At 67.3% G+C, this 17,329-nt stretch carries 19 protein-coding genes and 1 tRNA gene; 9 read left to right on the forward strand and 11 right to left on the reverse strand.

Translation table 11 applies throughout. The features are described from left to right. The first annotated feature begins 2 nt into the window (after positions 1-2). Positions 3-494: a MarR family winged helix-turn-helix transcriptional regulator gene (locus tag G6N58_RS11705; protein WP_232067826.1), complete on the forward strand. Its 492-nt coding sequence runs from the start codon at positions 3-5 to the stop codon at positions 492-494. On the opposite strand, the gene G6N58_RS11710 is transcribed toward G6N58_RS11705, so the two are convergent. The 3 genes from G6N58_RS11710 to G6N58_RS11720 form a co-directional block, all read right to left on the reverse strand. After that, entirely contained in the window at positions 485-1,231 is a 747-nt protein-coding gene (locus G6N58_RS11710; RefSeq protein WP_115278587.1) for an SDR family oxidoreductase, read from the reverse strand. The two genes, G6N58_RS11705 and G6N58_RS11710, sit on opposite strands and share 10 nt — an antisense overlap. Positions 1,232-1,334: 103 nt before the next feature. After that, positions 1,335-1,409: transfer RNA gene (locus G6N58_RS11715), tRNA-Thr, on the reverse strand. Positions 1,410-1,436: 27 nt separating this feature from the next. Further along, positions 1,437-2,174, reverse strand: a complete 738-nt coding sequence (locus G6N58_RS11720; RefSeq protein WP_115278586.1) for a hypothetical protein — start codon at positions 2,172-2,174, stop codon at positions 1,437-1,439. A 120-nt stretch (positions 2,175-2,294) separates the two neighbouring features. Here G6N58_RS11720 and G6N58_RS11725 point away from each other — a divergent pair, with 120 nt between their 5' ends. Together G6N58_RS11725 and G6N58_RS11730 are read left to right on the forward strand one after the other, a co-directional pair. Next, entirely contained in the window at positions 2,295-3,014 is a 720-nt protein-coding gene (locus tag G6N58_RS11725) for a response regulator transcription factor (RefSeq protein ID WP_115281564.1), read from the forward strand. 17 nt (positions 3,015-3,031) lie between these two features. Continuing rightward, a complete protein-coding gene (locus G6N58_RS11730; RefSeq protein WP_068914876.1) occupies positions 3,032-4,489 on the forward strand; it encodes a sensor histidine kinase in 1,458 nt (485 codons plus the stop codon). On the opposite strand, the gene G6N58_RS11735 is transcribed toward G6N58_RS11730, so the two are convergent. The 8 genes from G6N58_RS11735 to G6N58_RS11770 form a co-directional block, all read right to left on the reverse strand. Then, the gene (locus tag G6N58_RS11735; RefSeq protein ID WP_068914877.1) at positions 4,482-4,886 is read right to left on the reverse strand and encodes an HIT family protein; all 405 of its coding nucleotides are present in this window, start codon (positions 4,884-4,886) and stop codon (positions 4,482-4,484) included. The two genes, G6N58_RS11730 and G6N58_RS11735, sit on opposite strands and share 8 nt — an antisense overlap. A 24-nt stretch (positions 4,887-4,910) precedes the next feature. Next, positions 4,911-6,041: an NDMA-dependent alcohol dehydrogenase gene (locus G6N58_RS11740; protein ID WP_115278585.1), complete on the reverse strand. Its 1,131-nt coding sequence runs from the start codon at positions 6,039-6,041 to the stop codon at positions 4,911-4,913. A gap of 92 nt (positions 6,042-6,133) precedes the next feature. Further along, on the reverse strand, positions 6,134-6,673 hold the full coding sequence (locus G6N58_RS11745; RefSeq protein ID WP_068914879.1) for a nuclear transport factor 2-like protein: 540 nt from the start codon (positions 6,671-6,673) through the stop codon (positions 6,134-6,136). Positions 6,674-6,675: 2 nt separating this feature from the next. Then, the gene (locus G6N58_RS11750) at positions 6,676-6,882 is read right to left on the reverse strand and encodes a ferredoxin (protein WP_068914880.1); all 207 of its coding nucleotides are present in this window, start codon (positions 6,880-6,882) and stop codon (positions 6,676-6,678) included. Positions 6,883-6,888: 6 nt separating this feature from the next. Next, positions 6,889-8,244 carry a lanosterol 14-alpha demethylase gene (locus tag G6N58_RS11755; protein ID WP_115278584.1) on the reverse strand — a complete coding sequence of 452 codons (1,356 nt, stop codon included), beginning with the start codon at positions 8,242-8,244 and terminating at the stop codon, positions 6,889-6,891. Beyond that, a complete protein-coding gene (locus G6N58_RS11760; protein WP_115278583.1) occupies positions 8,241-9,068 on the reverse strand; it encodes an SDR family oxidoreductase in 828 nt (275 codons plus the stop codon). Before G6N58_RS11760 ends, G6N58_RS11755 begins: the two co-directional genes overlap by 4 nt. Next, entirely contained in the window at positions 9,068-10,282 is a 1,215-nt protein-coding gene (locus tag G6N58_RS11765) for a cytochrome P450 (protein ID WP_115278582.1), read from the reverse strand. The genes G6N58_RS11760 and G6N58_RS11765 overlap by 1 nt, the downstream gene beginning before the upstream one ends. Further along, positions 10,279-10,872, reverse strand: coding sequence for a TetR family transcriptional regulator (locus G6N58_RS11770; RefSeq protein ID WP_068914884.1), 594 nt, complete (start codon positions 10,870-10,872; stop codon positions 10,279-10,281). Before G6N58_RS11770 ends, G6N58_RS11765 begins: the two co-directional genes overlap by 4 nt. 184 nt (positions 10,873-11,056) lie before the next feature. Here G6N58_RS11770 and G6N58_RS11775 point away from each other — a divergent pair, with 184 nt between their 5' ends. From G6N58_RS11775 to G6N58_RS11800, 6 genes are all read left to right on the forward strand, one after another. After that, positions 11,057-12,526: an aldehyde dehydrogenase gene (locus G6N58_RS11775; protein ID WP_115278581.1), complete on the forward strand. Its 1,470-nt coding sequence runs from the start codon at positions 11,057-11,059 to the stop codon at positions 12,524-12,526. Positions 12,527-12,535: 9 nt separating this feature from the next. Beyond that, complete coding sequence (locus G6N58_RS11780) at positions 12,536-13,300, forward strand: SDR family oxidoreductase (RefSeq protein WP_115278580.1); 765 nt, start codon at positions 12,536-12,538, stop codon at positions 13,298-13,300. Then, the gene (locus G6N58_RS11785; RefSeq protein ID WP_163908109.1) at positions 13,297-14,142 is read left to right on the forward strand and encodes an NAD(P)-dependent oxidoreductase; all 846 of its coding nucleotides are present in this window, start codon (positions 13,297-13,299) and stop codon (positions 14,140-14,142) included. The genes G6N58_RS11780 and G6N58_RS11785 overlap by 4 nt, the downstream gene beginning before the upstream one ends. 2 nt (positions 14,143-14,144) lie before the next feature. Further along, positions 14,145-14,588 carry a carboxymuconolactone decarboxylase family protein gene (locus tag G6N58_RS11790; RefSeq protein ID WP_115278578.1) on the forward strand — a complete coding sequence of 148 codons (444 nt, stop codon included), beginning with the start codon at positions 14,145-14,147 and terminating at the stop codon, positions 14,586-14,588. Positions 14,589-14,606: 18 nt separating this feature from the next. Next, the gene (gene purD, locus G6N58_RS11795) at positions 14,607-15,875 is read left to right on the forward strand and encodes a phosphoribosylamine--glycine ligase (protein ID WP_115278577.1); all 1,269 of its coding nucleotides are present in this window, start codon (positions 14,607-14,609) and stop codon (positions 15,873-15,875) included. A 92-nt stretch (positions 15,876-15,967) separates the two neighbouring features. Further along, the gene (locus tag G6N58_RS11800; protein ID WP_115278576.1) at positions 15,968-17,329 is read left to right on the forward strand and encodes a flavin-containing monooxygenase; all 1,362 of its coding nucleotides are present in this window, start codon (positions 15,968-15,970) and stop codon (positions 17,327-17,329) included.

Raw genomic sequence — 17,329 nt, forward strand, 5'->3', positions numbered from 1 at the left:
CGGTGGGCGACTATCCCCTGACGCCGTCGCAACAGTGGACGTGGTTGCAGTACATGCAGGTGTACCACCGGCTGGAATACGAGATGAACCGTCAGCTGCAGACGGATTCCGGGGTGTCGCTGGGGGATTACACGGTGATGAACGCCATTTCGCAGGCCCCGCAGGGCCGGACCCAGTTGACGGCGCTGGCGACCGTGATCGGGTGGGAACGCAGTCGGCTGTCCCATCACCTGGTGCGGATGGAACGCCGCGGTCTGGTCCAGCGCATCCCGTCGGCGACCGACCGCCGCAGCACCGATGTCGAGCTCAGCGCGGCGGGCTGGAACCTGCTGCGTGAGGCAGCGCCCCTACACGCCGAGTGGGTGCGGCAGGCGTTCTTCGAGGACCTGGAGCCAGACCAGGAGAGAGCGCTCGGCGCCACGCTGGCCGCGGTGTACGAGAGCCTGTTGCGCGCCGGCACACTCCCGCGACCGGATTACCCGCGTCAGACCTGATTGGCGCCGCCGTCGACCACCAGTTCGGCGCCGGTCATGAAGCTGCTCTGGTCCGAGGCCAGGAACAGCACCGCATTGGCCAGTTCCGCCGGTTGGCCCACCCGGCCCATCGGCACCTTCGCCGCTTCCCCGTCCAGGATCTGCTGCTCCTGGCCCGCGGGCATCAGGCCGGTGAGTCCGGGCGTCTCGATGGGTCCGGGGATGACGGTGTTGACGCGGATGCCGCGGTCGACCAGTTCGGCGGCCCAGGTGCGTCCGAGCGAGCGGATGGCGGCCTTGGACGCGGCGTAGGCGCCGAACGCGGGGGTGCCGCGGGTGGCGGCGGTGGAACCGGCCAGGATCACCGAGGCGCCGCGGTTGAGCAGGGGAAGCATGGTCTGCACGGTGAAGGTGGTGCCACCGACGTTGCGGGTCAGGGTGTCGGTCAGGTGCTCGGGGGTCTCCTCCTCCAGCGTGGCGAACTCACCGCCGCCGGCGTTGGCGAAGATGATGTCCAGACCTGCACCGTGGCCGCGGATCTCGTCGGCGAGCCGGTGCAGGTCGTCCAGGCTGGTGATGTCGCTGCGGACACCGACGGCGCCGTTGCCCACCTCGGCGGCGGCCTTGTCGACACCGGCCTGGCTGCGGCCGGTCAGGAAGACGTGCGCGCCCTCCTCGGCCAGCCGGGTCGCCGCGGCCAAGCCGATGCCCGAGGTGCCGCCGGTGACCAATGCCGTCTTGCCTGCCAAAAGTGCCATGTCGCTTCTCCTCGCTGTGGTCCCCGAGCTGTTCGCGGGGCTACACCGAGTCAATGCGTGACATGTCACCTTTATTCCGGTGAGGGTGCGTCGAGAATCTGGTTGGAGCCCCCTGTCAGGATTGAACTGACGACCTTCGCTTTACAAGAGCGGTGCTCTACCACTGAGCTAAGGAGGCGGGTGGAACGGGCCACAGCTTAGTCGGTCACTCGTCGTGCTCGATCACCCGCTGCGATGACACCGGTCGCGACGGCGGCCTGCGGTCGAAACGCCGAGGCAGCGGTATGCGGTCGGCGATGTTGGACAGCGGGTTGACCACCGAGCTCAAGGTGATGACGGCTTCCCGCAGGGTCTCGATGGTGGGCGCCAGTGCCTCCAGGCCCGGGGCCAGCCGGTTCAGCGTGTCTGCCACGTCCGCCAACTGCTCCAGGGGGCCGTTGCGAGCGGTCAGCTTCTCGACCAGACCGCCTTCGGCCAGCAGCCGGTCGGCCAACCCGTCCTCGGCCAGCACGCGTTCGATCAGCCCGTCCTCGGACAGCAGCTGATCAACCAGCCCGCCAGGGGCCAGCGCCCGTTCCAGACCGCCGCCTTCGGCCGTCAGCTTGTCCAGCAGGCCGTCTTCGGCGGTCACCCGGTCCAGGACACCGCCGGGGGCGGTCAGGCGGTCGACCAGCCCACCCGGGCGCAGCAGCCGGTCGATCGGACCGTCCGGCGCCAGGGCCCGGCCCAGCGGCGCGTTGTCGTCCATCATCGCCGCGATGCGGTTGGCCCGGGCCACGGTGTCGTTGATGGCGAAGATGTTGGTCACCCCGGCGATGGGGGTGCCGTCGTCGCCGAGTGCGCGTTTGGCCACGTCGAGAGCACCGCCGGCCACCCCGAGGCCGGCTTCGGCGGCAGCGAGTCCGATGCGGACCGGCGCCGTCGCCAGTGCCAGAAGGTTCATCCGGCCAGTTTAGGTCCGCGGACCACCGTTACCGGCGGTATCGTGAAGAAGCGGACTCACAGGAAGTGCACAGCTGACTACCTGGTGCTGCACAAGGAACTGGTAGGAGATTGGATGCTCATGGGAGCGCCAGCATCAGCAGTCACCAAACCCGAGGCCAGGGTGCTGGTCGTCGATGACGAGACCAACATCGTCGAGCTACTGTCCGTGAGCCTGAAATTCCAGGGTTTCGAGGTGTACACCGCGGTCAGTGGCCCGGCGGCACTCGACCGGGCCCGTGAGGTCAAACCGGACGCGGTCATCCTCGACGTGATGATGCCCGGCATGGACGGATTCGGAGTGCTGCGAAGGCTGCGAGCCGACGGCATCGACGCCCCTGCGTTGTTCCTGACCGCCCGCGACAGCCTCCAGGACAAGATCGCCGGTCTGACCCTGGGCGCCGACGACTACGTCACCAAGCCCTTCAGTCTCGAAGAGGTGGTGGCCCGGTTGCGCGTGATCCTGCGCCGTACCGGCAAGACCACCGAGGAGCCGAAGAACTCCCGGCTGGTCTTCGCCGACATCGAACTCGACGAGGACACCCACGAGGTCTGGAAGGCCGGCGAGCCTGTCTCGCTGTCGCCCACCGAATTCACCCTGCTGCGCTACTTCGTCATCAATGCAGGCACCGTGCTGTCCAAACCGAAGATCCTCGACCACGTGTGGCGCTACGACTTCGGCGGCGACGTCAATGTCGTGGAGTCTTACGTGTCCTACCTGCGTCGCAAAATCGACACCGGTGACAAGCGACTGCTGCACACCCTGCGCGGTGTCGGATATGTCCTCAGAGAGCCGCGGTAGTCGCGGACACTGTTTTCATGGCCCAGTACTTACGCCGAGGAGTGCCACTGCGGGTGGCGCTGGTGGCGGCGACCCTGGTGCTGGTGGCATTGGGGCTGCTGGCCTCGGGCATCGCCGTCACCACGATCATGAGCCACAGCATGATGAGCCGCGTCGACCAGACCCTGGTGGACGCGTCGCAGAGCTGGGCGCAGGAACCACGGCCCATGTCGGCGCCGCCGTACGAGGGTCCCAACCCGCAACGTCCCCCGTCGAGCTTCTACGTCCGGGGCATCAGCAGCGACGGCCGGGTCTGGATGGCGGTCAACGACCGCGACGCCGAACCCGCCCTGCCCAATCACAACGACGTCGGACCCATCCCGACCACCGTCGGTTCCCTGGACGGGTCGCACGTGCAGTGGCGGGCGGTCTCGGTCCGCGGCTCCCACGGTGAGCTGACCACCGTCGCCATCGACCTCTCCGATGTGCAGTCGACCATGCGCTCCCTGGTCTACACCCAGTTGGGTATCGGGGTGGCCGTGCTGCTGGTGTTGGGCGTGGTCAGCTTCGCCGTGGTGCGCCGCAGCCTGCGACCGTTGGCCGAGGTCGAGGAGACTGCCGCCGCCATCGCCGCCGGCGAGCTCGATCGTCGTGTGCCGCAACGGGACCCGCGCACCGAGGTGGGCCGGCTGTCGTTGGCGCTCAACGGCATGCTGGCCCAGATCCAGGGAGCGGTGGCCGCGTCGGAGGACTCCGCGGAAAACGCTCGCCGCTCCGAAGAACGCATGCGCCGCTTCATCACCGACGCCAGCCACGAATTACGCACCCCGCTGACCACCATCCGCGGGTTCGCCGAGCTCTACCGCCAGGGCGCCGCCCGGGACGTCGAGATGCTGATGTCCCGCATCGAAAGCGAATCCAGCCGGATGGGGCTGCTGGTGGAAGACCTGCTGCTGCTGGCCCGCCTGGACGCGCAGCGCCCGCTGGATCAGCACCGGGTGGATCTGCTGGCGCTCGCCACCGACGCCGTGCACGACGCACAGTCGGTGGCTCCGCGGCGCCGGGTCGCGATGGAGGTCTTCGACGGCCCGGGCACCCCCGAGGTGATCGGCGACGAACCCCGGCTGCGTCAGGTGCTGGGCAACCTGGTGGCCAACGCCATCCAGCACACCCCGGAGACCGCCGGCATCACCGTGCGGGTGGGCACCGAGGGTGACAGCGCCATCCTCGAAGTGGCCGACGAGGGCCCGGGTATCAGCGAGGACGACGCCCAGCGGGTATTCGAGCGGTTCTATCGCACCGACTCCTCACGCGACCGCGCGAGCGGGGGAACCGGGCTGGGCCTGTCGATCGTCGACTCACTGGTGTACGCGCACGGCGGCACGGTGAAGGTGACCACCGCACCCGGACAGGGATGCCGGTTCGAGGTCCGGCTCCCGCGCTTCAACGACGTGGGCGCCGACGTCGCCGAAGACGCTCACGCCACCGTCAGCTGAGCTCCGCCAGCGCGGCGACGATCTTGGCCTGCGCCTCGTCCAGCGATTCCGCGGACGGGTTGGGATCGGCGTTGGAGATGTTGACGTCATCCAGGGTGTAGGCCGGGAAGACGTGCAGATGCAGGTGCGGCACCTCGAGGCCCGCAATCAGCAGGCCCGCGCGGGGAGCGTCGAAGGCCTTGATCACTGCCTGGCCGATCCGCTGTGTCAGCGCCGTGATACGCCCCCACACCGCGGGATCGACGTCCTGCCACTGGTCGATCTCCGCGCGCGGCACCACCAGCACGTGGCCCTGGGTCACCGGGGCGATCGTGAGGAACGCGACGAACTCGTCGTCCTCGTAGACGAAGCGCCCCGGCAACTCCCGGTTGATGATCTTGGTGAAGACAGATGCCATGCAGCCCAGCCTATGGGCTCAACCTCAGCGGTCGGCGTCGGTGTACCGGATGACGCCGCGGATGTTGCGGCCCTCGAGCATGTCCCGGTAGCCGTCGTTGATCTGCTCCAGCTGGTACTGGCGCGTCACCATGTCGTCGAGGTTCAGCCGTCCCGCCTTGTACATCGACAGCAGCTGCGGGATGTCGTGGTGCGGGTTGCCGCCACCGAAGATGGTGCCCTGCAGGTTCTTCTGCAGCAGCGTCAGCATGGACAGGTTCAGCGTCACGTCCGACTTGGCCATGTTCGCCACCGCGGTCACGACGCAGGTGCCGCCCTTGGCGGTGATGTTGAGGTAGTTGTCGATCTCCTCGCCGTGCAGCTCACCGGTGGTGATGATCGTCTTGGCCGCCATCCGTCCCGCAGTGATCTCCGCGACGCCGGCCATGGCGGCGAAGATATCGGGGTAAGCGTGCGTGGCGCCGAATTTCAGCGCCTGGTCCCGCTTCCACTCGACCGGGTCGACGGCGAAGATGTTGCGCGCGCCGGCGTTCAGCGCGCCCTGTAGCGCTCCCATGCCGACACCGCCGATGCCCGCGATCACGACGTCGTCACCGGGGCGGACGTTGGCGCTGCGCACCGCGGAGCCGTACCCGGTGGTGACGCCACAGCCGACGAGGCACGCGACCTCGAACGGGATCGACGGGTCGATCTTCACCACCGAGCTCTTGTGCACCACCATGTAGGGGCTGAACGTGCCGAGCAGGGTCATCGGGATCACGGGCGTGCCGTCAGCGGAATGGATGCGGTGGGTGTTGTCGGAGACGGCGGTGCCCTGGAGCAACATCGCTCCCAGGTCGCAGAGGTTACGCAGGCCGGCCTGGCAGGACGGACACGCACCACACGACGGGATGAACGAGAGGACGACGTGATCCCCCGGCTCGATGCCTTCGACGCCGGGGCCCACTTCGGTCACCACGCCGGCACCCTCGTGGCCGCCCAGCACCGGGAACCCTGCCATCGGGATGTCGCCGGTGACCAGGTGGTGGTCGGAATGGCACATGCCCGACGCTTCCATCTGGATCTTCACCTCGTCCTTGACGGGGTCACCGATCTCGATCTCCTCGATCGTCCACGGTTGGTTGAACTCCCAGATGAGTGCGCCTTTGGTCTTCATCTCTCCTGCTTTCGAACGTGCGGTCCTGCTAACAGACTAGAGGCTCTAGTTAGCCACATCACAGGGTCCCGAGCAAGCGCTTGGCTGATGCGTCACCACAGCGGGACGGGCGCGGCGCCCAGCGGGTAGTAACCGGGCAACTTCTCGCCGGCCAGGCTGCGCTCGATGCGCTTCTGCATGGTGGGGGTGAGGTCGCCGGATTCGATCAGTTTCATGAACGCCTTCTGCACGTGCCCGAAGTCGAAGAAGTCGCGTTGCCACTCGATCAACAGCTGATCGTTGAGCCGGAACCAGCTGCCACCGATACCGTAGATCTCGTCGGTGGAACCGTCGCCCTTGTGGGCGACCTGCTTCCAGAAGCCGACGATCTCACCCTGCACCTCGTCGATCAGGGTCTTCTGGTACTCGTAGACCCAGTTCTCCAGGCCTTCCATCTCCAATCCCAATGCCACATCGCGGATCTCGTCACGACCGATGCACATGACGTCCTCTTTGGGGCCGATGTTCCACCCGTATGTGGCGTCCTCGGTGTAGAAGTCAGCCATGGGCTTCCAGTCCCCGGCTGCCTCGGCGTCCCGGTTGGCCTGCAGCCAACGGTCGACCCAGGCTTCGTAGTCTGCGCGTGACGGCATCGTCATTCCTTGTCTGTGAGGGAAAGTGCTCGGGTGGGACACATCTCGATGGCTCGCTCCACGTCGTCACGGAGCTCGTCAGGGGGTTCTGCGTCGAGGATCTCGACCACGCCGCGTTTGGGCACCCGGAAGACATCCGGTGCCTCCAGCTCACACATGGCGTGCCCCTGGCACAGGTCGTCGTCGAGTTCGATTCGGTAGCAGCCCATCTCGGTTCAGCCCCGGGCTCGCCTGCGGTACCGGACGGTGGCCGGGCGGGCCAGCTGCACCACCATCTTGCTGTGGTCGTTGCGGTAGGTCTCCGGGGGCTGCGCCATCTCGAACTCATAGTCGCGCAACAAGACCGAGAAGATGGCCTTGATCTGCATCTGGGCGAAGGCGGCGCCCACGCAACGGTGCTTGCCGGCCCCGAACGGGATCCAGGTCCAGCGGTTGATCAGGTCTTCCTGGCGCGGCTTGTTGTAGCGGTCCGGATCGAAGGCGTCCGGATCCGGGAAGTCCTCCGGGATCCGGTTGGAGATCGCCGGAGAGGCTGCCACCATCTGACCCTTGTGGATGGGGTGGCCCGCGACCTCGAATTCGTCCTGAGCCACCCGCATCAGGATGATCAGCGGCGGGTGCAGCCGTAGCGTCTCCTTGAGAGCGTTGTCTATCTTCGGAATCTGGCGCAGCGCATGGAAACTCACCTCCTGGCCGTCGGAGTACAGCTCGTCGAGTTCGGCCTGTACCTGGGCGTAGTACTCGGGGTGGCGCAGCAGCTCGATCAGCGTCCAGCTCGAGGTGCCCGAGCTGGTGTGGTGCCCGGCGAACATCAACGAGATGAACATGCCGGTGACCTCATTGGCCGAGAACCGCGGATTGCCCTCGTCGTCGGTGATCGAGACCAGCACGTCGAGCAGGTCGCGGTCACTCTTGTCCGTCGGCGGATTGGCGATCCGGCCGTTCATCACCTCGGCCACCAACTCCACCAGGTTGGCGCGGGCCTCGTCCCGGATGCGGAAGCTCTCGATCGGCAGGTACGGGTCGACGTAGCACAGCGGGTCGGTACCCCGCTCCAGCAGGTGGTAATAGTTGGCGAACCTGGAATCCAGCTGGTTGCGGAACTTCAACCCGATCAGGCAGGCGGTCGAGGTGTAGATGGTGAGTTCGGCGAAGAACTCCAGCAGATCGATCTCGCCGGCATCACCCCAGTTCTCGATCATCCGGCGGACTTCGTTCTCGATGGTCGCCGCGTGACCCTTCATCTGCTCGCCGCGCAACGCGGTGTTGTGCAACATCTCCGCCCGCCGCTCGGGGTCGGCGTCGAACACCACCCCTTCACCGAAGATCGGCGTCATGAACGGATACGCCTGCGCCTGGTTGAGCTCGCTGTCCGAGGACCGGAAGAAGAACTCGTTGGCCTCGGCGCCCGACAGCATGACTACCTGCTTGTCGGCCAGCTGGAACCACCCGACGTCGCCGCATTCTTCGCGGATCCGGGTCATCAGGCCGATCGGGTCGGTGCGGAACTCCTCGAGATGGCCGTGTTCCTCTTCACCCCCGGAGACCCGGGGAACTACCGCGGTGGTCATGTGCTCGGCATTCCTTCCTCGCCCAGGGCGAGTTTCTGGCGGTCGGTGGTGGTGGCCAGCGGGGCTTCGGGCTGTAGCTCCATGGTGGCGATGAACCCGCCGCGTGGGGTCTCGGCGACGAAGGTGATGGCGCGGGCCAGGTCCGACGCGCGCAGGAAGTAGTCGTGGCGGGCCTGCCCCCACTTGGCCCAATCCTGGAGTGCAGGACCGATTTTCTCGGCAGGCAGGCTCCACCCCATAGAGGTTTTGGTGGGGCCGGGGTGCACGATGGACGCCCGCACGCCGGTGCCTTCGAGCTCCATCTGAAAGTTGTTCACCATGGCCACCAATGCGGCCTTGGCGGCGCCGTAGGCGCCCATGTGGGGCCGCTGCCGTAGCGAGACGTCGGAGCCGACGAAGATCAGGTCGCCGCGCTGACGCTCGAGCATCCCGGGCAGCACTGCGGACGCGAGCTGGAATGCACCGACCAGATGGATCTGCAGTTGTGACTCGAATTCGGCGCCGGTGATCTCGGCGAGCTTGCCGAAGTAGGTGTCGCCCGCGCCGGCCACCAGCACCTCGATGTCGCCGAGCGCGGCAGTCGCCTCTGCGACAAAGGATGTCACCGAGTCGGGGTCGGTGACATCGAGGTGGAAGCCGACCGCCTCACCGCCGTCGGCGTTGATCTTGCCCACCAGGTCGGCGATCTTCTCGACGCGCCGGGCGCCCAGGGCCACCGGGAAGCCGCGGCGGGCGAGTTCGATGGCGGTGGCCTCGCCGATTCCGGACGAGGCGCCGGCCACGATGGCGGGCCGGCGTTCGGGCAGGGGTGCGAAACGGGGCATCAGCCGATCTCCAGTCTCATGGGCAGGGTGGCGAATCCGCGGACGTTGCTGGAGTGGACCCGTACGGCGTGGTCCTCGTCCACCTCGAATCCGCGGATGCGCTTGAACAGTTCGGTGAGCGCCACCCGCGCCTCCATCCTGGCCAGGTGCGCGCCCAGGCAGAAGTGGGCGCCGCTGCCGAAGCTCATCAGTCTGGACCCGATCTCCCGGCCGATGATGAAATCGTCCGGATTCTCGAAGACCCGCTCGTCGCGGTGTGCCGAACCGGGCAGCAGCAGCAGAACGTCACCGTCGGCGAGGGTGGTGCCGTAGAGCTCCAGTTCGCCTTGCACCGTGCGCGCGAGGATCTGACTGGATGTGTCGTAGCGCAGCGTCTCCTCGACCCACAGCGGGATGCGGCTGAGGTCGTCGTACACCGGTTGCAGCTGATCAGGATGACGATGCCCCCAGAAGGCGGCGTTGGCCAGCAGTTTGGTGGTGGTCTCGTTGCCGGCGATGACCATCAGGAACATGAAGCCCAGCACTTCGTCGTCGGTGAGGCGGTCGCCGTCGATCTCGGCGGCCAGGAGCGCGGACGTCAGGTCGTCGGTGGGGTTCGCCCGGCGCTGCGCCACCATGTCCTGGTAGTAGACGATCAGGTTGAGCGACGCCTCGATGGCCTCCGGCGGCACATCGGTGACGCCTTCGTCGCGGTGCATCACCCCGTCGGCCCACGCCCGCACCTGATCGCGGTCGGCGTGCGGGACGCCCATGAGCTCGGAGATGACGTCCATCGGCAGCTTGCCGGCGAACTCGTTCACATAGTCGACGCTTGCCCCGCCGGCGGCTTTGTCCACCATGGTGTCCAGGTGTTCGACGGCGATCTCGGTGACCCGTGATTCCAGCTCGCGAATACGCCTGGGGGTGAAGCCTTTCGACACCAGGGTGCGCAGCCGCAGATGGGCCGGGTCGTCCATCGCCAGGAAGGACATGGTTTTGGCGGCGTGCGGTCCGCGTGAGGCGGGGTCCAGCGACACGCCGAACTTGTTCGACAACGTCGTGCTGTTCCGGAATCCGGCCAGGACGTCGTGGTGCCGCGACAGCGCCCAGAATCCGAGGTCGTCGTTGCGGTAGAGGGGGGCCTGGTCGCGCAACCGCCGGTAGTACGGGTACGGGTCCTCGTGGAAGTCGTAGTCATAGGGATCGAGAACGACCTTCTCGGCTGAAGCAGTCATCGGTCTCCCAGGACGAGGCCGACCATGTAGGTCAACCGGTTGGTGATCTCGTGGTAGGTGAAGGCCCCGCTGCCGGCCTGGACCAGGGCGCCGAAGAACGCCATCTCCAGTGCCGCCACCGCCCGCGGATCGGCCTCCGGGCCGAAGGCGGACACCACCCGGCGGTGCACCTGCGCGCCGATGCGGTCCCGCACCGCCTTGACGCCATCGTCGTTGCCGGACATCAGGGCCGCGGTGCAGGCTGCGGCCACCTCCGGTTCGTCGGCCACCACCAGGGCCAGGGCGTGCAGCACGTTGTCCACCCGGGTCACCACGTCGACGTTGACGTCGGTGAAGAACGGGACCTGCTTGATCAGATCGAGGTACACCTCGGCGATCAGGTGGTTCTTCGACGAGAAGTAGGTGTAGGCGGTGGCCGGTGCCACCGCGGCCCGCTTGGCGACGGCCCGCACGGTGAGATCTGCGTACGAGGACTCGCGCAGCATCTCGACGCCGGCCGCCAGCACCCTGCGGAACGTCTCCTCCTGCCGGCGGTTGCGGGGAACCTCGCCGGCGTCCGGGGTGACTGCCGCAACAGCTTCGCTGGACACATGTCCAAGTTATCGGCGGAGTGGTCCCGACGCAAGATCTGATCCCGAAAAGCCTGCACACGAGAGCAGTTCCGGGCTGTTCGACATGGCTCTTGCCTTCGACGCCGACACCCGGCTATCTTCGGAACGCAGTCCATCAGACACCTGTCCAGCATGTCGCGCGCAGTTCACGAGGGAGTGACCCATGGGATTACCGGCCGACGGAACCAGTGAGTTGCTGATCGACGGCAAGCTGGTGCCCGGTAGTGCCGGAACCTTCCCCACGGTCAACCCGGCCACCGAAGAAGTCCTGGGTGTCGCCGCCGACGCCGACGCCGCGGACATGGGCGGGGCCATCGAGGCGGCACGCCGCGCGTTCGACGACACCAGCTGGTCCACCGACCACGCGTTCCGGGTGCGCTGTATCCGCCAGCTACGCGACGCGCTGCGCGAGCACATCGAGGAGCTGCGAGAGCTCACCATCGCCGAAGTGGGCGCACCGCTGATGCTCACCGCGGGAGCCCAGCTGGAGGGGCCGGTCGACGATCTGGCTTTCTCCGCCGACACCGCGGAGAACTTCGCCTGGAATCACGACCTTGCCGACGCTGCGCCGCAGGGGATTCCGACCCGCCGAACCGTGGCCAGGGAGGCGGTGGGGGTGGTCGGCGCGATCACCCCGTGGAACTTCCCTCACCAGATCAACTTCGCCAAACTGGGGCCTGCGCTCGCGGCGGGCAACACCGTGGTGCTCAAGCCGGCGCCGGACACCCCGTGGTGCGCTGCTGCGGTGGGCCGAATTGCCCTGGAACACACCGATATCCCGCCCGGTGTGCTCAACATCGTCACCTCCAGCGACCACGGCGTGGGCGCCTTACTGGCGCAGGATCCGCGGGTGGACATGGTGTCGTTCACCGGTTCCACGGCCACCGGTCGCGCGGTGATGATCGACGGCGCGGCCACCATCAAGAAGGTGTTCCTGGAACTCGGCGGCAAGTCGGCATTCCTGGTGCTCGACGACGCCGATCTGGGCATGGCGGCGTCCATCTCGGCGTTCACCGCGGCCATGCACGCGGGACAGGGCTGCGCCATCACCACCCGTCTGGTGGTTCCGCGGGCGCGCTATGACGAAGCGGTGGAGGCGGCGGCCGCCACCATGGGCGGTATCCGGGCCGGCGACCCGACCCACAAACGCACCGTGTGCGGCCCGGTGATCAGCGCGCGTCAGCGCGACCGCATCCAGGGCTACCTCGACCTGGCCCTCGATGAGGGCGGCCGATTCGCCTGCGGCGGTGGACGTCCGGCCGACCGCGAGGCCGGGTTTTTCATCGAGCCCACCGTGATCGCGGGCCTGACGAACGAATCGCGCGTGGCTCGGGAGGAGATCTTCGGTCCGGTCCTGGTGGTCCTGGCCCACGACGGGGACGACGACGCGGTGCGCATCGCCAACGATTCGCCCTACGGGTTGTCCGGCACCGTCTACAGCGGCTCCGACGACCGCGCGCAGACGGTGGCCCGGCGGCTGCGCACCGGAACCGTGAACGTCAACGGCGGCGTCTGGTATTCGGCCGACGCCCCGTTCGGCGGTTACAAGCAGTCCGGGGTCGGCCGCGAGATGGGTGTGGCCGGCTTCGAAGAATACCTCGAGACCAAACTCATTGCCACGGCCATCAATTAGGAGAACCCCATGGGCCTGTATGGAGAGCAGTTCACCGACAAGGTGGCCATCGTCACCGGAGCGGGCGGTGGTATCGGCCAGGCCTACGCCGAGGCCCTGGCCCGCGAGGGCGCCGCGGTGGTGGTGGCCGACATCAACACCGACGGAGCGCAGAAGGTGGCCGACGGGATCACCGGCGAGGGAGGAACCGCGCTCGCAGTCCGGGTGGACGTCTCCGATCCCGAGTCCGCCAAGGAGATGGCAGCCCGGGCGCTGTCGGAGTACGGCGGCATCGACTACCTGGTGAACAACGCCGCGATCTTCGGGGGGATGAAGCTCGACTTCCTCATCACCGTCGACTGGGACTACTACAAGAAGTTCATGAGCGTGAACCTCGACGGCGCCCTGGTGTGCACCCGCGCGGTCTACCGGAAGATGGCCAAGCGCGGTGGCGGGGCGATCGTCAACCAGTCCTCGACGGCGGCGTGGCTGTACTCGAATTTCTACGGGCTGGCCAAGGTGGGGATCAACGGGCTGACCCAGCAGTTGGCCACCGAACTGGGCGGTCAGAACATTCGCGTCAACGCCATCGCGCCCGGGCCCATCGACACCGAGGCCAACCGCACCACCACCCCGCAGGAGATGGTGGCCGATATCGTCAAGGGAATTCCTCTGTCGCGCATGGGCGAACCCGAAGATCTGGTGGGCATGCTGCTGTTCCTGCTGTCGGACCAGGCCAAATGGATCACCGGGCAGATCTTCAACGTCGACGGCGGACAGATCATCCGGTCATGACTGTCACGCTCGGTTACATCGGGTTGGGCAACCAGGGTGCGCCGATGGCCCGCCGATTGGCCGGCTGGCCCGGCGGGCTGACCGTCTTCGATGTCCGCGCCGAGGCCATGGCACCGCTGGTGGAACTCGGAGCCGTCGCTGCGGACAGCATCGCCGATGTCGCCACGGCGGACGTCATCAGCGTCACCGTCCTCACCGACGCCCAGGTGCGCGAGGTGGTGACGGCCCTGGCCGAGCACGCCGGGTCGGGAACGGTGATCGCGATCCACTCCACCATCGAACCCGATACCGCGGCGAACCTGGCAGAACAGCTGGCGCCCAGCGGGATTCACCTCGTGGATGCGCCCGTCAGCGGTGGTGCGGGTGCGGCGGACAAGGGTGAACTGGCCGTCATGGTCGGCGCCGGCGACCAGGCCTACGAGATCGTCAAGCCGGTGTTCAAGCAGTGGGCGTCGATGGTGGTGCGTGCCGGCGAGCCCGGCGCCGGGACCAGAATGAAGCTGGCCCGCAACATGTTGACCTTCATCGGCTTCGCCGCCGCCTGCGAGGCGCAGGCGCTGGCCGAGGCGGCCGGCATCGATCTACAGAAGCTGGGCCGGGTGGTCCGCCACAGCGACGCCCAGAGCGGCGGGCCGGGCGCGATCATGGTCCGCGACGACACCGCACCGCTTCCGCCGGACCATTTCCTGTACGACATGTTCGTGCACACCCGGGGCCTGGGCGAGAAGGATCTGAGGTCGGCGCTCGGGCTGGGCCGGCAGACGGGCGTAAACCTGCCGCTGGCCGAGATCGCCCTGCACAATCTGGCCGCCGGTCTCGGCGTCCCGCACACGAAGGAGTGACCATGGACGAGATACGCCGCGCGGGTCTGGCGAAGATGAACGAGGTCTACGCCTGGGAGATGCCCAACATCGAGGGTGACCCGTACTTCGACCTGACCGTCGACCATCTCTTCGGGGCCATCTGGACCAGGCCGGGGTTGTCGATGCGGGACAAACGGTTGATGACCCTATCGGTGGTCACCGCGCTCGGGTTGCAGGACCTGACCGAGGTGCAGGTCAATGCCGCGCTGGACAACGAGGAGCTCACCGAGGACGAGCTCAAGGAGATGGCGGTGTTCCTGACCCACTATGTGGGCTTCCCGCTGGGCTCCGGGCTCAACGGGGTTGTCGGGCGGGTGGCCGCCAAACGCCGCAGGGCCGCCGAGAAGGGCGGCGGCGTGGACAAGAAAGCGAACGTCAACGACGCGGTCCGCATGCACACCGGCAAGGACCTGGGGGACGGCTGACCGATAAGCTGTGACGTCGTGCGCGTCCTCGTGATCGGATCCGGTGCCCGTGAACATGCCCTGCTGCTCGCTCTGAGCAAGGATCCCCAGGTGGAGGCGCTGACCGTGGCGCCGGGTAATGCCGGCACCGGGGCGCTGGCGCAGCAGCGTGACGTCGACATCACCTCCGGTCCGGCCGTGGTGGCCCTGGCCCGTGACGTAGGCGCCGACCTCGTGGTGATCGGGCCGGAGGTGCCGCTGGTCCTCGGCGTCGCCGACGCCCTGCGCGCCGCGGGCATCGCCTGCTTCGGCCCGTCCAAGGATGCCGCCCGCATCGAGGGGTCCAAGGCGTTCGCCAAGGACGTGATGTCGGCCGCCGGGGTGCGTACCGCGGTCAGCGAGATCGTCGACAACCCGGGACACCTCGATGCCGCGCTGGACCGCTTCGGCCCGGCCGTCGGACAGCAGGCGTGGGTGGTCAAGGACGACGGTCTGGCCGCGGGCAAGGGTGTGGTGGTCACCGCCGATCGTGCGGTGGCCCGCTCACACGCGGCCGGGCTGCTCGACGGCGGACACCCGGTTCTGCTCGAATCCTTCCTCGACGGCCCCGAGGTATCGCTGTTCTGCGTGGTCGACGGCGCGACGGTGGTGCCGTTGCTGCCCGCCCAGGACTTCAAGCGGGTGGGCGACGGGGATGCCGGCCCCAACACCGGCGGGATGGGTGCCTACACGCCGCTGCCGTGGCTGCCGGACGACGTGCTGGCCCGGATCGTCGGCGAGATCGTCGAACCCGTTGCCGCGGAAATGGTTCGGCGGGGCAGCGCGTTCTCAGGGCTGCTCTACGCCGGCTTGGCCATCACGTCGACCGGACCCGCGGTGGTGGAATTCAACTGCCGCTTCGGTGATCCGGAGACCCAGGCGGTGCTGGCACTGCTGGACTCCCCGTTGGGGCAGCTGCTGTATGCCGCGGCCACCGGCAGCCTTGCCGACGTCGGCCCGCTGCAGTGGCAGGACGGCTCCGCGGTCGCCGTGGTGATCGCCGCCGAGAACTACCCGGGCCGGCCCCGACTCGGTGATGTGATCACCGGTGCCGAGAAGGCCGGGGTACTGCACGCGGGTACCGAGCGCCGCGCCGACGGGGCCGTGGTCTCCTCCGGCGGGCGGGTGCTCTCGGTGGTGGGCACCGGCGCTGACCTGGCGGCAGCACGGGCGGCCGCGTACGAGACCGTGGGCGCGGTTCGGTTGCCGGGCAGCCACTTCCGCACCGACATCGGTCTGGCCGCCGCGCAGGGCCGCATCCAGCTCTGACGCCGTTTCCCGGGTTTTGGCGGACGTCAGAATTCGTTGACGTATGTCAACCGCGGCGTTAATGTCCTTGCATCGAGGACAGGAGGCCGCCGATGGTCCAGTCTCACCCGCGCACGGCGGTGATCGGCGCCGGTATCAGCGGCCTGACCGCGGGCAAGATGCTCTCCGACTACTGCATCCCCTACACCACCTTTGAACTGTCCGACCGGATCGGCGGTAACTGGGCCTTCGGCAACCCGAACGGCCACAGCAGCGCCTACCGTTCACTGCACATCGACACCTCGCGACATCGCCTGTCGTTCAAGGACTTTCCGATGCCGGACAGCTTCCCGACGTTTCCGCACCACTCCGATGTCAAGGCCTATCTGGACGACTACGCAGCCGCGTTCGGGCTGCTGGACAACATCGAATTCAGCAACGGCGTGGTGTCCGCGCGACCGGTCGGCGGCGGGTGGGACATCACTGACCAGGCCGGGGCGGTTCGGCACTTCGACCTGCTGGTGGTGGGCAACGGCCACCACTGGGATGCCCGGATGCCGGATTTCCCAGGCACTTTCACCGGTGAGGTGATCCACTCCCACCACTACATCGACCCCCAGAACCCATTGTCGCTGACCGGGAAACGGATCCTGGTGGTGGGTATCGGCAACAGCGCGGCCGACATCACGGTGGAACTGTCCTCGAAGTCGCTGCGCAACGAGGTGACGTTGTCCACCCGGTCCAGCGCCTGGATCGTGCCGAAATACATCGCCGGGCAACCCGGTGACACGCTGGTGCGCACCACCCCGTACCTGCCGTTGTCGTGGCAGCGCAAAGCGGTGCAGATGCTGGCCCCGCTGCTGGGCACCGATCCCACGTCGTACGGGCTGCCGCCGGCCAATCACAAGCTGTTCGAGGCACATCCCACCCAGTCGGTGGAACTGCCGCTGCGACTGGGCTCCGGCGACGTCACCCCGAAGCCGAACGTCACCCGCCTCGACGGGGACACGGTGCATTTCGACGACGGCACATCGGCGGTGTTCGACACCATCATCTACGCCACCGGCTACAACATCACCTTCCCGTTCTTCGACCCCGAGTTCCTGAGTGCGCCCGACAACCAGATTCGTTTGTACAAGCGGATGTTCAGGCCGGGCATCGACAACCTGGTGTTCATCGGATTCGCCCAGGCCATCCCGACGCTGTTCCCCTTCGTCGAGTGCCAGGCACGGCTGCTGGCCGCCTATGCAGCCGGGAAGTACGCGCTGCCCCCGGTCGAGGAGATGGAACGGGTGATCGACGCCGATCAGCAGGTGCATGCCGGGCACTGTGTGGACCGGCCGCGGCACACCCAGCAGGTCGACTATTTCTACTACGAGCATGACCTGCGGGTCCGGGAGCTCCCGGCAGGGATGCGGCGCGCTGCAGTGGTGGCACGATCTACGCCCGTCGCGGCGGTGTCGGACCGGTCCTGA

The sequence above is a fragment of the Mycolicibacterium tokaiense genome (assembly GCF_010725885.1).
GTDB lineage: Bacteria > Actinomycetota > Actinomycetes > Mycobacteriales > Mycobacteriaceae > Mycobacterium > Mycobacterium tokaiense.

What these genes read in the sequence shown, in the direction of transcription:
- G6N58_RS11710 (WP_115278587.1), bottom strand. Translation starts at nt 1,231, where the DNA reads ATGGCACTTTTGGCAGGCAAGACGGCATTGGTCACCGGCGGCACCTCG.
- G6N58_RS11720 (WP_115278586.1), bottom strand. Translation starts at nt 2,174, where the DNA reads ATGAACCTTCTGGCACTGGCGACGGCGCCGGTCCGCATCGGACTCGCT.
- G6N58_RS11725 (WP_115281564.1), top strand. Translation starts at nt 2,295, where the DNA reads ATGGGAGCGCCAGCATCAGCAGTCACCAAACCCGAGGCCAGGGTGCTG.
- G6N58_RS11730 (WP_068914876.1), top strand. Translation starts at nt 3,032, where the DNA reads ATGGCCCAGTACTTACGCCGAGGAGTGCCACTGCGGGTGGCGCTGGTG.
- G6N58_RS11735 (WP_068914877.1), bottom strand. Translation starts at nt 4,886, where the DNA reads ATGGCATCTGTCTTCACCAAGATCATCAACCGGGAGTTGCCGGGGCGC.
- G6N58_RS11740 (WP_115278585.1), bottom strand. Translation starts at nt 6,041, where the DNA reads ATGAAGACCAAAGGCGCACTCATCTGGGAGTTCAACCAACCGTGGACG.
- G6N58_RS11745 (WP_068914879.1), bottom strand. Translation starts at nt 6,673, where the DNA reads ATGCCGTCACGCGCAGACTACGAAGCCTGGGTCGACCGTTGGCTGCAG.
- G6N58_RS11750 (WP_068914880.1), bottom strand. Translation starts at nt 6,882, where the DNA reads ATGGGCTGCTACCGAATCGAACTCGACGACGACCTGTGCCAGGGGCAC.
- G6N58_RS11755 (WP_115278584.1), bottom strand. Translation starts at nt 8,244, where the DNA reads ATGACCACCGCGGTAGTTCCCCGGGTCTCCGGGGGTGAAGAGGAACAC.
- G6N58_RS11760 (WP_115278583.1), bottom strand. Translation starts at nt 9,068, where the DNA reads ATGCCCCGTTTCGCACCCCTGCCCGAACGCCGGCCCGCCATCGTGGCC.
- G6N58_RS11765 (WP_115278582.1), bottom strand. Translation starts at nt 10,282, where the DNA reads ATGACTGCTTCAGCCGAGAAGGTCGTTCTCGATCCCTATGACTACGAC.
- G6N58_RS11775 (WP_115278581.1), top strand. Translation starts at nt 11,057, where the DNA reads ATGGGATTACCGGCCGACGGAACCAGTGAGTTGCTGATCGACGGCAAG.
- G6N58_RS11780 (WP_115278580.1), top strand. Translation starts at nt 12,536, where the DNA reads ATGGGCCTGTATGGAGAGCAGTTCACCGACAAGGTGGCCATCGTCACC.
- G6N58_RS11785 (WP_163908109.1), top strand. Translation starts at nt 13,297, where the DNA reads ATGACTGTCACGCTCGGTTACATCGGGTTGGGCAACCAGGGTGCGCCG.
- G6N58_RS11790 (WP_115278578.1), top strand. Translation starts at nt 14,145, where the DNA reads ATGGACGAGATACGCCGCGCGGGTCTGGCGAAGATGAACGAGGTCTAC.
- G6N58_RS11800 (WP_115278576.1), top strand. Translation starts at nt 15,968, where the DNA reads ATGGTCCAGTCTCACCCGCGCACGGCGGTGATCGGCGCCGGTATCAGC.